This window comes from Ensifer sp. ENS07, assembly GCF_014852185.1.
Lineage (GTDB): Bacteria > Pseudomonadota > Alphaproteobacteria > Rhizobiales > Rhizobiaceae > Ensifer > Ensifer adhaerens.
In genome coordinates, this window is record NZ_JACVBE010000003.1 from 404,549 (window position 1) to 418,098 (window position 13,550).

A 13,550-nucleotide genomic window follows, 5' to 3' on the forward strand; every position below is an offset into this window, starting at 1 on the left:
TGTTTGGGAAAGAGCGGAAGCGGAAAAACACGTTGCCGACGTTCTCGACGGAGCTAAGGCCGGACGCCTGCAGCGTGTGACTGACTCAGACGGCGTCTTCGAAATCAAGTACACGGCAAATAGACCGAAAGAGTCTGCCGGCCGGGTTCTGGCTCGAGGTGGCCCTCGCGAAAAGTAATAGGTCGTCAGCAGGTCGCTGCTTGACGAAAATTCCGAGAACTTTGAGTGGCGGGGTCATCTCTAGTTCTCTGGTTGTGAGATGGCGGCGCGACTGCAGAGCTTTAGCTGCCTGCGCTCGTGCCAAAGTCCGTTCCGGAATGTAAGCGTACGGGTGTACCTGGATAAAACCCGAGCTCCACTTAGACGGTCGACGCCGCGCGCGAACGAAGCTGGCAGTCCACAAAATAGTGAGGCCGTATGCTGCTGCGCCACATCCGCTACTTGATAGCTGTCGCCGACCATCAAAACTTCACCCGCGCGGCAGAGGCCCTGCACGTCTCTCAACCAACGTTGTCACAACAGATCAGACAACTGGAAGAGCGGCTTGGAACGCCGCTACTTGACCGCTCCGGGCGCCTTGTGAGGTTGACCGACGCGGGCAAGGCCTACGTAGATTATGCTCGCCGGGCTCTGATCGATCTTGATGCCGGGAAACGGGCCATCGACGATGTTCAGGACCTGAGCCGAGGTTCGCTGCGCCTCGCGGTGACGCCGACCTTCATCGCCTACCTTATCGGCCCGCTTGTGGAACGGTTCCATGCGAAGCATCCGAGAATCAACCTTACCGTCGAAGAGATGACGCAGGACAGAATTGAAGCCAAACTGAGCGGCGATTTGCTCGATCTCGGGATTGCGTTCGACGACGTTCACTCTCCCGAGATCGATAGCACCCCGCTGTTTTCCGAGCAGCTAAGCGTCGTCGTGGGCCGCGAACACCCCTGGGCGTTGGACGAGCACATTCTGACTTCGAGGGCGCTTGAGGAGGGGCCGCTGGTGCTTCTCACCGCGGATTTCGCCACTCGACAATTTATCGATGCTTATTGCAAGCGTTACGCTGTCTCCGCGCGCACGACTATCGAGGCGAACTCCATCAGCGCGATTGTCGAGATCGTGCGTCGCAACCAGCTCGCCACCATTCTACCGCAAAAGATCGCCCTGCGGCAGAATGGCTTGGTCGCTGTCCCCCTCCAACCGGCTGTCGAACCGAGAACGGCGTCCCTCCTGCGTCGCCGTGACGCGTATCAGAGCGCAGCAAGCCGAGCATTCAGCGAAGTGGCTTGCCAGTTCGCGGAATTGGACCTTTAGAACGATGCCGTAACTGGCCGGTCGGGGAAGCCGCCGCATAGGACCTTGGTCCGGCTCACCCTCGCAAAGGTCTTAGTCGCATTGCCCGAATCCGCCATATCATGAAATTGCTGCACCAGCGCCAACGGAGCGGAGGCCCCGCTGTTGGCGCCCCCCAATCCCAGAGCGCGCCCCAGCCCCAAGCGAAAGCGCTCTGGGACCCCTTAGTCCGGCGTCAAGCCGAGAAAAAGTACCACACGGGAACCAAATCGTGATGTCGCAGTCACGCGGCGTGACGACGACGCGAATGCGAGAACCGTAAACGGAAAAGAGAAGCCCCTACCAACGGCAGAGGCTTGTAAGGGGAGAGGGCGGCCGAATACAAACGGCACACCAGAGGGGAGGCTGATGTGTCTCCCGCGGCTTTTCATTGGGATGTGAGAGCGCGGGGGCGGCGGCAGGTCAGTACGGCTTCGACATCATCAGAACGGCTTGTATGGGAGAAACTTGCCATCGAGCGTGATGATGGCGCGCGAGCCGCCTTCCGGGTCTTCAACCTTCTTGATATCCATTTTGAAGTTGATGGCACTGATGATGCCGTCGCCGAATTGCTCATGGACAAGCGCCTTGAGCGTGGTCCCGTAAACCTGCACCATTTCATAGAAGCGGTAGATCGTCGGGTCGGAAGGCACGCCGCCGGGGATGCTCCCGCGCACAGGTATCGTTTGAAGCGCGGAGATGTTTTCGGCGCTAAGTCCGAGCCGTTCGCCTACAACCGTCGCCGCCTCTTTCGGGAGGGGATGCTGCCCGAGAAGGGCGGCGGTAACGTAGGGCAGGCTAAGGCCAGTGCCCTCGGCGAGTTGCTCCCAAGATAAGTCTCTCTGAGCTTTGCTGTCGAGAATCTCGGCGGTCAAAGCGATGCTCCGATCCTGATATGCATGTGACTGGGTCATGTGAAGTCTCCTTTCGGGAGGTTAGGCGGCCGCGGCTTCGTACTGTGCGACTGAGCGGCTGCCGGGAAAGTTGGTGATACGTGCGAATTGTTTGGAGGTGTCGTCGAAAGCTTCGACTGCGCCGGACTCGATATCGAAGACCCAGCCGTGAAGACGCACGCGTCCTTGCTGCAGGGCCAGCCGCACACTTGGGTGGGTACTGATGTTCGCGATTTGAGCGACAACGTTCTCGCGCACCATTGCGTCGAGCTTTGCTTTGCTCGAGGCGTGCTCCCGCGCTTCGTTGACGACCTTCGCGCTGTCCGCGTAGCGCAACCAATTGGCCACCGCGGGAAGGTGGTTTAGGCATTTGCATTCTGAGATCGCCGTCATTGCGCCGCAGTCTGAATGACCGCAGATAACGATATCAGTAACGCCGAGTACTGCGAGGGCGTACTCCACTGTTGCGGAAACTCCGCCCGGTTCCGGACCGTAGGACGGAACAATGTTTCCTGCGTTGCGGATGACGAACAGTTCGCCCGGTTCCGTCTGGGTCAAAAATTCGGGCGCCACTCGGCTATCCGAGCAGGCTACGAACAATGTAGTGGGATGCTGTTGGGTTGCTAATTGCTTGAACAGATCCGAGCGCTTCGGAAAGGCTTCGAGTTGGAATTTCCGGAGACCTTCGATCAAGTGCTGCATGGCTAATCACCTCGTCCTTTTGGTCGGGCTCAGAAGTACCGCCGATGTTTCATAGGGTCCAAGACTATGTTGCTATCAGGATGATAGGCATTACCTATAGCTCGGGATGGTCAGCACTCCGCCGCGGTGTTCCGGAAATAATCTTCCGGGCCGAGCGCCGTGAAGCGCGGATCGGCGTCGTCACTCGTCGATTGGGCACGGAGCAGTTGACGATATTGACCTATCCGAAGGGGGCCGTTCAACGGCGCTGTCGACCATATGTCCCGACGGTTCGATCCGAGAAAGGCTCAGGGCAACTGCTAAGACAGTCTCAATGCCGACACCCAGCGATACAAGATCGGCTTATATAAAACGCGATGGCGTTCACCCGCACAGCGCTTTCTTGGCAATGATCAGCCGGGTCCTGAAGATCGTGATCCGGTTGCGCTGGGGGCCACTTCGGTAGCCCCTGTGCCGGTCGCGATAGCAAATGCATTCAATAATCAGGAAGCAGTCGCGCCACTTCTGGTTCTTCTGGGAAAAGAAGAAGACCAGCATCAAGATGACCTACACCTACGCGATTCTCTTCGCGTTACAGGAGAGTTGAAATCGAGGGGACGTCAGTCCGATGGCGGTCCCTTAATCACCGTGGGAGACAAGGAAACCTACTCAGTCAGGCTCGATTACCGTGAAAGTCGAGCGATGAGTTCACTTCACAGGAATAACCGCCGGCAGGTCCTTTTTTTTCAGCAGCACCACAACGAATTTGGCCGGGTTGGTGGTGCTGGCGTTGCGACTAATCAGGTGAATGTCGGAGGGACTTTCGTAATAAGTTTCCCCTGGTGCAACCGTGACCTCTTCGCCACCCTTCACCTGCATCACGATCGACCCTTCTAGTACGTAGACGAAAGCGTGTGCGTCGTGGCGGTGAATAGGAGTCGAGCCTCCTGGCTCGTACTCGACCTTCAGCATCAGCCCTTCTTTCCCGGGGTAATCCTGCAAATCTTTCGTCATCAACGGAGTTACCTTTGCCTCGCCCCCTGCGGCGACTGGCGTGGCTCCTAAAACGGCGACGGCCGAACAAAGCGTAGCGAGCAGAATCGACTTCATCTTGATCTCCTTTTAAGATTTCTGCGATCTGGACAGTTGCAGAATAGGGCTGAACAATGCAGCTCTACTTACGGTCCACAGCGCTATTTCGTGCAGAATGTCGCCAATCCGTCCAATCCCCGGTCTTTGACCGCCTGGATTGCTGTCTGCCCGGGCAGCAGTGCCAAGTCACGGATACGAACGCCGAGGTAGCTCGCTTCGGGATCGGCGAGCAGGTCGTCGGTCAGGAAGAATGCAAGGCCTGTGATTTCCAAGGCTTCGGCGGCTGAGCATGAAGGGCAGTTCGCGCACCTATTGCCACTGCATTCCAGACCGGAATCCAGCGTCCAGGACGGACCGTTCGAGGTTCTGCTAATGGTGTCAATTCGAGTGTTCTGCTGCTCGATAGCGACCATCTGTGCGCTTGGTCGGCCCGTTCTGCCCACGCTTTTCACGGCTGGATCCTTTCAACGCGCTATTCGACTTGCCGAAATCCCGATCTGTCGGTGGTAATTGAGGTTCGGCTAGACTGTATAGTGATGCAATGAAGGGGTTTGCCGCTATCATCCGAACCGATGCTTGCCGTCGACAAGACGATAGGTTGCCCTAGACCTTCCGGTAGCCTTTCCTATCCACGCGACCGGTCGGTGCGGACGACCGACGTGTGCGATGCGAGCGGTGTGCGAGCCGCCGTACCGCTACGAATTCCATCGACCGGCCATGTCCGCGCTGGGTTATCAGCCGGGAGTGAGCCCCAGATCCCGACTGAGTCGTTTCTGAAGATGGCGAACTTTTGATATACGCCGTCGTGTACTCAGGCCGCTAGAATACGGCGCGGAGATATCTTGTTTCCAACAGGGAGCAAGACAATGAGTACTGATTACGCATCTGTGGATGCCCACGTCCACTTCTACACTTCAGAGGATTTGGCGAACGTAGAGGGCCAGCTTCCCTACTCGCCCCCCGCGCCCCATTCGCTCTCTGACTACCTTGAACGGCTCGAGCAAGCTGGTGTAGTGCCGGAGCTTCTAAACAATGTGCATTTAAGCATCCTTCCAGATTCCTCAAACGTTTTTGCGTCGTTTGTGGAAATGGACCATCTCAAGAAGTGCGCGCCGGATAAGTTCGGCGGTGTCCGTCTCGTCGGGACGATCAAAGCCGATCCGGCATATGCCACTGTGGAGCGTCTGCAGCACCCGCAAGTTGTCGGGATACGGATAGTTTTGCACGACACGCCGCCAGACCAAATTTTGGATGGCTTATACGCTGGAAACGATTGGCGCGCTCTTTTCGGCAGGTTGGCCTCGCATCAACACATCCATATCTACGCGATGCAGGCGGAGACCAACCTTCGTGTACTGCGGCAGCTCCCAGATCATATTCCCGTCCTGATCGATCATCTGGGAAGTTGCCACGCGGAGCGCGGCGCAGATGAGCCGAGCTATTGCGCTCTGCTTGAAGAGGCAAGGCGTCGTGGAAACGTGTGGTTCAAGGGCCCCGGCTACCGGACATCCACGACGATCGCAAACGTTTTGCCCTTTGTCCTGGCGATTATAGACAGAGTGGGTCCAGATCGGATCCTTCTGTCGGCCAGCGATGCCCCTCATGTGGGCACTGATGGCGAAGGAAGTAGCTTTGCCGCCCGTTTTGATGCCGCAGCAGCCCTCGAATTTTCTGGGTCTCTCGCTAGCGCGGCAAGCGCGGTCACCTCGGTGCCAGTCCATCAGATGCTGACCGGCGCAGCCGATAAGATTTTCCCTCGTCCAGAAGAAAGAGAAGTCATGACGGACATCATTGTAGAAGACATCGAGTTTCCGGTCGCCTACGGCGACGCGAACATCAATCTGGCGGGCCGAGTGTTCCGGCCCGCGACGGCTGACGCAAGCCTCCCCCCGGTGGTATTTAACTCAGGTTTCACGGGTGGCGTTTCCATGTACGGCCAACTCTTTGGCCGCGCGTTCGCCGCACGGGGCTACCGAGTCATGACATATGACGTCGCAGGCTTTTTCACCAACAGGGAGGTCCGCAACACCGCGAAAAAGAACGGCATTACGGTCACAAACGTCAGCCTCGCCGATCAGACCGCTGAAGTGCTGGCGGCGGTTCGTTGGGTAAAGGAACATTTCGGGGCAATGCCTGTGGTCGCGTCCTGGGCGATGGGATCGGTCGCAAGCCTCGCCGCAGTCGCCGAGCTAGCGAAGCAGGGCAAGGACCAGATCGCGTTCTGGGTGCCGATGAGCTACACGAGTATCCCCGCTCTTCAAGACCTGCGTGCAGATGCGGCTGCTGCCGATGCAGCTATCAAACAGCTGGCAGATGACGATGCAATTCCTCCGTTCGACACCGGCACCGAGGCCACGAAGGTAGGCTACTATCCATTGGACCCCGACACTCAGGAATACGTCGACGGTCAGCTGGGTGCCTACACGGAAGCGGGAGGGGTCGATCCTTGGCCGGGTTGTAGCCACGTTACCGCGAAGTCGTACAAGGAATACGTTGCATTCAACCCGGAAAATGGACTGAAGGGAGCGAGCGGCTTCCCTCCGGCCCTGATCGTGCATGGCGCGCAGAATACGCTCCACATGCCCGAAGAATCGATCCGACTTCACGGCATCTATCCGGGCAACGCCGGAGACAAACCGCTCATAATTGACGGGATGATGCACGGTCAGCAGAACCAGGCCGACCACCCGATCTTCCACCAGCTGATCAAGGAAATTGATCAGGCTATCCGTTCAGCTTAAAGATAGAAGGCCCTGCGTGGTTGCGCTGCATCAACTGCGCAGGGCCGAGCACATGACCATGATCCCGGCCCTACACTCTCAACCAGACACGCTGCCGCTCTACATTGCCTTTTGCACCGAACTTCAAGCGAGAGGGTTCGGGGGCGATATGTCGTTCAGCGCCGCGGATCGGACCGTCCTCGCGACTGACAACTCCATCTATCAGGTCGCACCTCAGGCGGTGGTTTTTCCGAAGGACAATGACGATCTCGTCCGGATCGCCAAACTCCTGTCAGAACCGCGCTTTATCGACATCGTCATCGTGCCGCGAGGCGGAGGAACCGGAACAAACGGTCAATCGTTGAATTCGGGCTTGATTGTCGATCTTTCGAGACACATGAACCGCATCCTCGACATCGATCCTGTCAGGCGCACCGTCCGCGTGCAAACAGGTGTAGTCAAGGATCAGCTCAACGCAGCCCTGAGACCCTACGGGTTGTTTTTTGCTCCGGAACTATCGACGTCAAACCGCGCTACTATCGGCGGTATGATATCTACGGATGCGTGCGGTCAAGGTTCGTGTCTTTACGGTAAAACCCGCGATCATGTTCTCGAGCTGGTGACGGTACTATCGGATGGTACTATCTGGCATTCGGCGCCTCTGGACGATGCATCGCTGAACGCAGTCATGGCTAGAGATGACCTCGTCGGCACGATCCACCGGTGCATTGCACAACTCCATGCGGCGAATGCTCATGAAATCAGACGAAGCTTTCCGAGGTTGAACCGGAGCCTCACCGGCTACGATCTGGCCCACATCCGCACTCAAGACGGCAAGTTTGATCTGAACGCTCTTCTTTGCGGATCGGAGGGGACGCTCGGCTTCCTGGCGGAAGCAGTGCTTAACCTCATACCGATCCCCACACACGAGGCGCTTGTCGCGCAGCGCTATGACAGCTTCGATGCGGCGTTGCGAGACGCTCAGGCCCTCATGCGCCTGTCGCCTGCCTCGATCGAAACCGTCGATTCTAAAGTGCTCGCGCTTGCTCAGGAGGATCCCATTTGGGATGCCGTGAGGCAATACTTCCCTGACGACGGTGCCGGGCCGATCAAAGGCATCAATCTCATTGAAGTCGTGGGAATGAGCCAGGAAGAGATCGACAACGCTCTCGCACCGCTGGTTGCCGAGCTCCGCGACGATACCTCGGGGACGGGAAGGCGAGGCTATTCAATCGCCCGCGGCGGGCCGCAAGTTCAGAAAATTTGGGATATGCGAAAGAAGGCCGTGGGACTTCTCGGCAATATGAAGGGCGACAGCCGGCCTATCGCGTTTGTGGAAGATACCGCCGTACCTCCCGAGAATCTCGCCGACTACATACTGGAGTTCCGGGCAGCGCTTGATCGGCGGGGTCTGAAGTACGGGATGTTCGGGCATGTCGATGCGGGGGTGCTGCATGTTCGCCCGGCGATCGATATGAAGATGGATGGTGCCGAACGTCTGATACGGGAAATAACCGAGGAAGTCGTGGAGCTCACGCTGCGTTTCGGCGGTCTTCTGTGGGGAGAGCATGGAAAGGGTCTGAGATCCGAGTTCTCGCCGAGGGTTTTTGGAAAGCTTTACCCTTTACTGCAGGCAGTGAAGATTGCCTTCGACCCGCGAAATCAGTTCAATCCGGGCAAAATCGCAGTGCCCCCCGGGAAGGAACTTATCCGGATAGACGATGTGCCGACGAAAGGCTCATTCGATCGACAACTCACGCCCTCCATGAGGGCGAACTTCGACGAAGCACTTCATTGCAACGGAAACGGCGCTTGCTTTTCGTGGAACCCAGACGAGCCTATGTGCCCTTCGTGGAAGGGTACCAGGGAGCGGCGGCACTCTCCAAAGGGGCGGGCGCAGTTGATGCGGGAATGGCTTCGGCGCATGGCGTCCGCAGGGATCGATCCCGCGTCGGAGGCTGATCGGATACGAAAGTCACCGCCATGGCGCAACCTCGGCCGTCGGACGCTGGCCACGCTACGCCGCGATCCGGAAGACTTCTCGCATCAGGTTTACGAAGCGATGTCCGGTTGTCTCGCTTGCAAGTCATGTTCCGGACAGTGCCCGATCAAGGTCGACGTTCCGACATTCAGGTCGAAGTTTCTCGAACTCTACTATGGTCGATATCTCCGGCCCCTTCGGCATCACGTCCTGGCCAGCCTCGAGGATTTGCTTCCGTTCATGGCTCTATTCCCGCGGCTGACTAATTTCGTCACCGACACGGGCGTGGTAAAGCTCCTCGGCCTGGTTCACACGCCAAGGCTCCCACCCATTCGGCTCGGAAGAGAACTCCGAGCGCGTTCCATCAAGACCGCAACGCCCGCGGCATTGTCCGCCCTTACCGCAGAGGAGCGTCATTTCAGCGTGGTCATCGTGTCCGACGTATTCACCACGTATTACGACCCCCGCGTCCTGCTGGCGGTGATCGACTTTTTGAGGCTTATGGGTATCCAGCCATGGCTTGCTCCCCTTTGGCCAAATGGCAAGCCTCTGCATGTCCACGGGTTACTCGGCAAGTTCGGACGGGTAGCGAGAAAGAACTCGGCTTGCCTGAGGGCGCTCGAGGACACAGGGGTGCGATTGGTAGGCATCGACCCGTCCATGACGCTGACTTACCGTTCGGAATACAAAGCCGCCTTACCGCACCAAAAGCTTCCGAAAGTTACGCTCATACAGGAGTGGCTGTGCGGGCGGACTGATTTCCTGCCCCGCGCACTTCATAGGCGACCGTTTCGCTTTATTCCCCATTGTACTGAGCGCAGCACAGCTCAAGGAGCCGTTTCCGCATGGAAGACGGTGTTTGACGCTTGCGGCCTGGATTTGACAATCGAGGCTGCGGGCTGCTGTGGAATGGCTGGCACCTTTGGCCACGAAGCAGAGCACAGGGAGTTGTCGGAGCGTATATATTCCCAGAGCTGGGCGGGCCACGTAGCCCAGGCCGAGTCAGGCCCGCTTCTAGCGGATGGGTTTTCCTGTAGGTCACAGGCCGCTGACATCGACGCTGTGTCCTTGCGGCATCCAATTGAAGCTCTGCTCGCTGAATTGCGATAGTCGTTTGTAGATATCGAGCCTGTGACTGATCGCTAATTCCGGTTTTCTTTTCGTGCCGCCGCTATATACGTGTGCCGAAGCGGCCCGAGAGTTGAGGAGGCGGCGTTCGTCCGGAACGATGCAAGTTAGAAATGAAGCTCCAATCCGTGTCGGTTTGCTGCTCCTGCCGCAATTCTCCATGATGGCGCTCGCATCTGCGAGCGAGCCCCTGCGGGCGGCAAACAGACTTAAGAACGACAGCCTCTATGAATGGTTCCTTCTTTCGGAAGAAGGCGGGATCATCACATCCAGCAGCGGGTTCGAAACGAGAACCGTCTCGATCAGCGATGCTCCTCAACTGGACCGCTTGTTTGTCGTCGCAAGCCTGGACATCGAGAGCAAGCGCCCGAAGCGAATCCTGCAATACCTGCAGAAGTTGGCCGTTACAGGCATGCCCTTGGGAGCCTTGAGCACGGGTACCTTCATTCTGGCGCGTGCCGGACTACTGCTGGGCAAACGGTGCACCCTTCACTGGGAAGCATTCGCGCAGTTTGCCGAAGAATTCCCGGACATCGAGGTAACTCGCGACCTGTACGTCCGCGATGGGAACCGCTGGACGTGTGGTGGTGGAACAGCCGCGATCGACCTAATGTTGGCTCAGATATCCGGTGACTACGGCGCTAAGCTCGCAGCGGACACGGCCGAGCAGTTTCTCCACACTCGCATAAGAGGGCCGGAGGAGCATCAAAGGATGGCCATCCAATGGCGTTATGACATACATGACGCGCGCCTCGCGTCCGCTATTGCGATCATGGAGCAGAACCTCGAATACGTTGTTCCGATTGATGCGTTGGCAAAACAGAGCGGCCTTTCGACTCGGCAGCTGGAGCGGTTGTGGCACCAGCATTTCAAGATGACACCGCAGCGGTTCTATTTGAACGCAAGGTTGAATGAAGCCCGGCGACTGGTGAGAGAAAGCAGCGATGCCATAGCGACTATCGCGCTACGCTGCGGCTTTGTTTCTGCATCGCACCTTGGAAGTGCCTATCGACGGTTGTTCGGCAACACTCCAAGCGACGAACGTCGGAAATCCGACAGGTCTCAGTTCTGAAAAGCCTTACATAACAGGAATCGTAGCGACGAACCACTGACCGCTGTCCGATCTATGGCGGGTATTTGATACTTACCGTCGGACATTCGGTTCAGGCCCCCGTGTGTTTCGCCTACGATCCCCAAATCCTCTTTGGAGGATGGGAGGATACCAATGGATACCATTCACTTTATCGGTGAGAATCTACCCCTTATCTGGCTACGAATGATCGAGCACATATGGCTCGTCGGCGTGTCTATCGTCATCGCCATTTGCACTGGTGTGCCCATCGGAATATTCATCACGCGTAGCCGAGCGGTGGCCGACAAGGTTCTATATGTCGCCGCCGCCGTCATGACGATTCCGTCGATAGCATTGTTCGGTTTGCTCATTCCTATCCTGTCGACGATAGGTCAGGGGATTGGCTTTCTACCAGCGGCGATTGCTCTGGTTCTCTACGCCCAACTTCCAATCATCCGAAATACCTACACTGCGATAATGAACGTCGATACGGCGCTACGCGAGGCGGCGGTGGGCATGGGCATGACATTCTCTCAACGGTTGAAGCATGTCGAGCTGCCGATCGCCTTGCCTGTGATCATAAACGGGGTCCGAAACGCGGTCGTCCTCAACATCGCCGTTGCTGCGATCGCTACGTATATCGGAGCAGGCGGTCTTGGCACCTTCATATCGCGCGGCATCACCCAGACGGATCCGCGTCAATTGCTGACCGGAGCGATCGCCGTGAGCATTCTCGCCATCCTTGCAGACTTCGGTCTTCTGGCACTGCGCCGGTTCCTTACATCTCCAGGCCTTCGGACAAACTGATGATTAGACTTGATCGCCTCACCAAAGTTTTTGGTTCTGTAACTGCCGTCGACGGCGTGACCATGGAAGTCCCGTCAGGAGCAGTGTGTGTCCTGCTCGGTCCGTCGGGATGCGGCAAAACCACCACGATGAAAATGGTCAACCGCTTGATCATGCCCTCGTCAGGGAAGGTCTTCATCGACGGTAGAGACACCTCAACGTTGGACGCCGTGACGCTCCGTCGCTCTATCGGCTACGTTATCCAGCAGATCGGTCTCTTTCCCAACAAGACGATCGAAGACAACATCTGTGTCGTTCCTGACCTGCTTGGTTGGGATCGCAAGAAGTCCCGTAAGAAGGCCGCGGAGCTTCTCGAGCTTGTGAACCTCGATCCCGCGACCTTCCTGCGCCGCTATCCAAAGGAGCTTTCGGGTGGACAGCAACAGCGGGTGGGTGTCGTCCGCGCACTCGCCGCCGACCCTCCGGTGCTACTCATGGACGAGCCATTCGGCGCGATCGACCCGATCAATCGCGAGGTCATTCAAGACGAGTTCATGAAGCTCCAGGCGGAGTTGAAAAAGACCGTTGTCTTCGTCAGCCACGACATCGATGAAGCGGTGAAGATGGCCAGCCATATTGCGATCTTCCGCGATGGGAAGCTCGTCCAATTCGACCATCCGGATGCAATCCTTGCCAATCCGATCGACAACTTCGTCGCGGATTTCGTTGGCGGCGACCGAACATTGAAGCGGCTTCGTCTTGTGAAGGTGGCGGACGCCATGCAAGCCGCGCCGGTCAGCGTAGTCGCAGAGGACAGTTTAGAAACGGCGGTAGCGAAAATGGAGGCCAACGACCACACGTCGATTGTGATGGTCGGGACAGGAGGGCGGGCCCGTGGCTTCCTTCAGTTGAGCGAGGTCCGCGGCAAAAAGGGCGCTGTGGGAGATCATGCCGAGGCGCTGCCCGGGTTTATTAATGTCAACGATGATCTCAGGAACGCCGTATCGGCCATGTTCTCCCATGGCGTCACCTGGCTTGCATGTGTGGACAGCGACGGGTTCTACAAGGGGTATGTAACTCAGCGCGGTATCAGCCAGCTTCTCGGTGCGGGATACCGCGAATGACGACAGAGGCACGCTCTCCTTCCGCGTCCTACGCGGGCATCCTTTCTGCTGCTGCACTATTCGCGCTCGGTGCTTGGGCGGCTTATTCTGGGTTGCTCGATACGATCGTGAGCTATCGATCGGATATCGTCTATCTAGCGGGGCAACATCTCGTTCTTGTGGCCTATTCATGCGCGATCGCGGTTGCCATAGGTCTACCGCTCGGCATTGCCCTTACGAGGAAGCCGCTCGCGTTACACGCTGACGTGATTACGCAGTTCATCAATCTTGGAACTACGATCCCGACGCTTGCGGTTCTTGCGCTCGCAATGTCGTTTCTCGGCATTGGCGCTCCGTCCGCTGTGTTCGGTCTAACCGTGCTCACGCTTTTGCCAATCGTGTTGAACACGATTTCGGGCCTGAGCATGGTGCCGCGCCACTTGGTTGAGGCTGCTACCGGAATGGGTATGACCGATACCCAGATTCTTTTGCGGGTCGAACTGCCGAACGCATTGTTCGTGATCCTTGCCGGGCTGCGGACAGCCATCGCCATCAACGTCGGTACCGCGCCCTTGGCTTTCCTGGTCGGAGGAGGAGGGTTGGGCGAGCTTATTTTCACGGGCATCGATCTCATGGACTCCTCGATGCTTCTCGCGGGGGCGATTCCAACAGCAATACTAGCGATCACCGCTGACTTCGTGGTCGGTCAATGCCAATTTTGGTTGATCCCAAGGGGCGTTAACCCACTTCGTTAAACTGAAAACTCCAAAA

General features: G+C 57.5%; 12 protein-coding genes. 8 read left to right on the forward strand and 4 right to left on the reverse strand.

Annotation, left to right across the window (positions count from 1 at the left end; genetic code table 11):
- Window positions 1–417 precede the first annotated feature (417 nt).
- Window positions 418–1,305 carry a transcriptional regulator CynR gene (gene cynR, locus IB277_RS14440; RefSeq protein ID WP_192371211.1) on the forward strand — a complete coding sequence of 296 codons (888 nt, stop codon included), beginning with the start codon at window positions 418–420 and terminating at the stop codon, window positions 1,303–1,305.
- 461 nt (window positions 1,306–1,766) lie between these two features.
- Here the strand turns inward: cynR and cynS are convergent, their stop codons facing one another.
- Both cynS and IB277_RS14450 read right to left on the reverse strand, forming a co-directional pair.
- Entirely contained in the window at window positions 1,767–2,237 is a 471-nt protein-coding gene (gene cynS / locus IB277_RS14445; RefSeq protein ID WP_192371212.1) for a cyanase, read from the reverse strand.
- 21 nt (window positions 2,238–2,258) lie between these two features.
- Complete coding sequence (locus tag IB277_RS14450) at window positions 2,259–2,918, reverse strand: carbonic anhydrase (protein ID WP_192371213.1); 660 nt, start codon at window positions 2,916–2,918, stop codon at window positions 2,259–2,261.
- Window positions 2,919–3,387: 469 nt separating this feature from the next.
- Between IB277_RS14450 and IB277_RS38895 the strand changes: the two genes are divergently transcribed.
- Window positions 3,388–3,504, forward strand: a complete 117-nt coding sequence (locus tag IB277_RS38895; RefSeq protein ID WP_192371214.1) for a hypothetical protein — start codon at window positions 3,388–3,390, stop codon at window positions 3,502–3,504.
- Window positions 3,505–3,605: 101 nt separating this feature from the next.
- Here IB277_RS38895 and IB277_RS14460 read toward each other — a convergent pair whose 3' ends face one another.
- Window positions 3,606–4,007 (reverse strand): cupin domain-containing protein, encoded by a 402-nt coding sequence (locus IB277_RS14460; RefSeq protein ID WP_192371215.1) that lies wholly within the window; start codon window positions 4,005–4,007, stop codon window positions 3,606–3,608.
- Window positions 4,008–4,090: 83 nt separating this feature from the next.
- Window positions 4,091–4,441, reverse strand: a complete 351-nt coding sequence (locus tag IB277_RS14465; RefSeq protein WP_192371216.1) for a hypothetical protein — start codon at window positions 4,439–4,441, stop codon at window positions 4,091–4,093.
- A gap of 414 nt (window positions 4,442–4,855) precedes the next feature.
- Here IB277_RS14465 and IB277_RS37875 point away from each other — a divergent pair, with 414 nt between their 5' ends.
- From IB277_RS37875 to IB277_RS14495, 6 genes are all read left to right on the forward strand, one after another.
- Entirely contained in the window at window positions 4,856–6,730 is a 1,875-nt protein-coding gene (locus IB277_RS37875) for an amidohydrolase family protein (RefSeq protein ID WP_210334495.1), read from the forward strand.
- A gap of 58 nt (window positions 6,731–6,788) precedes the next feature.
- Window positions 6,789–9,800 carry an FAD-binding and (Fe-S)-binding domain-containing protein gene (locus IB277_RS14475; protein ID WP_192371306.1) on the forward strand — a complete coding sequence of 1,004 codons (3,012 nt, stop codon included), beginning with the start codon at window positions 6,789–6,791 and terminating at the stop codon, window positions 9,798–9,800.
- 178 nt (window positions 9,801–9,978) lie between these two features.
- Window positions 9,979–10,890 (forward strand): GlxA family transcriptional regulator, encoded by a 912-nt coding sequence (locus IB277_RS14480; RefSeq protein ID WP_210334494.1) that lies wholly within the window; start codon window positions 9,979–9,981, stop codon window positions 10,888–10,890.
- A gap of 153 nt (window positions 10,891–11,043) precedes the next feature.
- Window positions 11,044–11,697 (forward strand): ABC transporter permease, encoded by a 654-nt coding sequence (locus tag IB277_RS14485; protein ID WP_192371217.1) that lies wholly within the window; start codon window positions 11,044–11,046, stop codon window positions 11,695–11,697.
- Entirely contained in the window at window positions 11,697–12,800 is a 1,104-nt protein-coding gene (locus tag IB277_RS14490; RefSeq protein WP_192371218.1) for an ABC transporter ATP-binding protein, read from the forward strand. Before IB277_RS14485 ends, IB277_RS14490 begins: the two co-directional genes overlap by 1 nt.
- Window positions 12,797–13,534 (forward strand): ABC transporter permease, encoded by a 738-nt coding sequence (locus IB277_RS14495; RefSeq protein WP_192371219.1) that lies wholly within the window; start codon window positions 12,797–12,799, stop codon window positions 13,532–13,534. The genes IB277_RS14490 and IB277_RS14495 overlap by 4 nt, the downstream gene beginning before the upstream one ends.
- Window positions 13,535–13,550 lie beyond the last annotated feature (16 nt).

Coding starts and splice junctions, on each gene's coding strand:
- cynR (WP_192371211.1), top strand. CDS start 418: ATGCTGCTGCGCCACATCCGCTACTTGATAGCTGTCGCCGACCATCAA.
- cynS (WP_192371212.1), bottom strand. CDS start 2,237: ATGACCCAGTCACATGCATATCAGGATCGGAGCATCGCTTTGACCGCC.
- IB277_RS14450 (WP_192371213.1), bottom strand. CDS start 2,918: ATGCAGCACTTGATCGAAGGTCTCCGGAAATTCCAACTCGAAGCCTTT.
- IB277_RS38895 (WP_192371214.1), top strand. CDS start 3,388: ATGCATTCAATAATCAGGAAGCAGTCGCGCCACTTCTGGTTCTTCTGG.
- IB277_RS14460 (WP_192371215.1), bottom strand. CDS start 4,007: ATGAAGTCGATTCTGCTCGCTACGCTTTGTTCGGCCGTCGCCGTTTTA.
- IB277_RS37875 (WP_210334495.1), top strand. CDS start 4,856: ATGAGTACTGATTACGCATCTGTGGATGCCCACGTCCACTTCTACACT.
- IB277_RS14475 (WP_192371306.1), top strand. CDS start 6,789: ATGATCCCGGCCCTACACTCTCAACCAGACACGCTGCCGCTCTACATT.
- IB277_RS14480 (WP_210334494.1), top strand. CDS start 9,979: ATGATGGCGCTCGCATCTGCGAGCGAGCCCCTGCGGGCGGCAAACAGA.
- IB277_RS14485 (WP_192371217.1), top strand. CDS start 11,044: ATGGATACCATTCACTTTATCGGTGAGAATCTACCCCTTATCTGGCTA.
- IB277_RS14490 (WP_192371218.1), top strand. CDS start 11,697: ATGATTAGACTTGATCGCCTCACCAAAGTTTTTGGTTCTGTAACTGCC.
- IB277_RS14495 (WP_192371219.1), top strand. CDS start 12,797: ATGACGACAGAGGCACGCTCTCCTTCCGCGTCCTACGCGGGCATCCTT.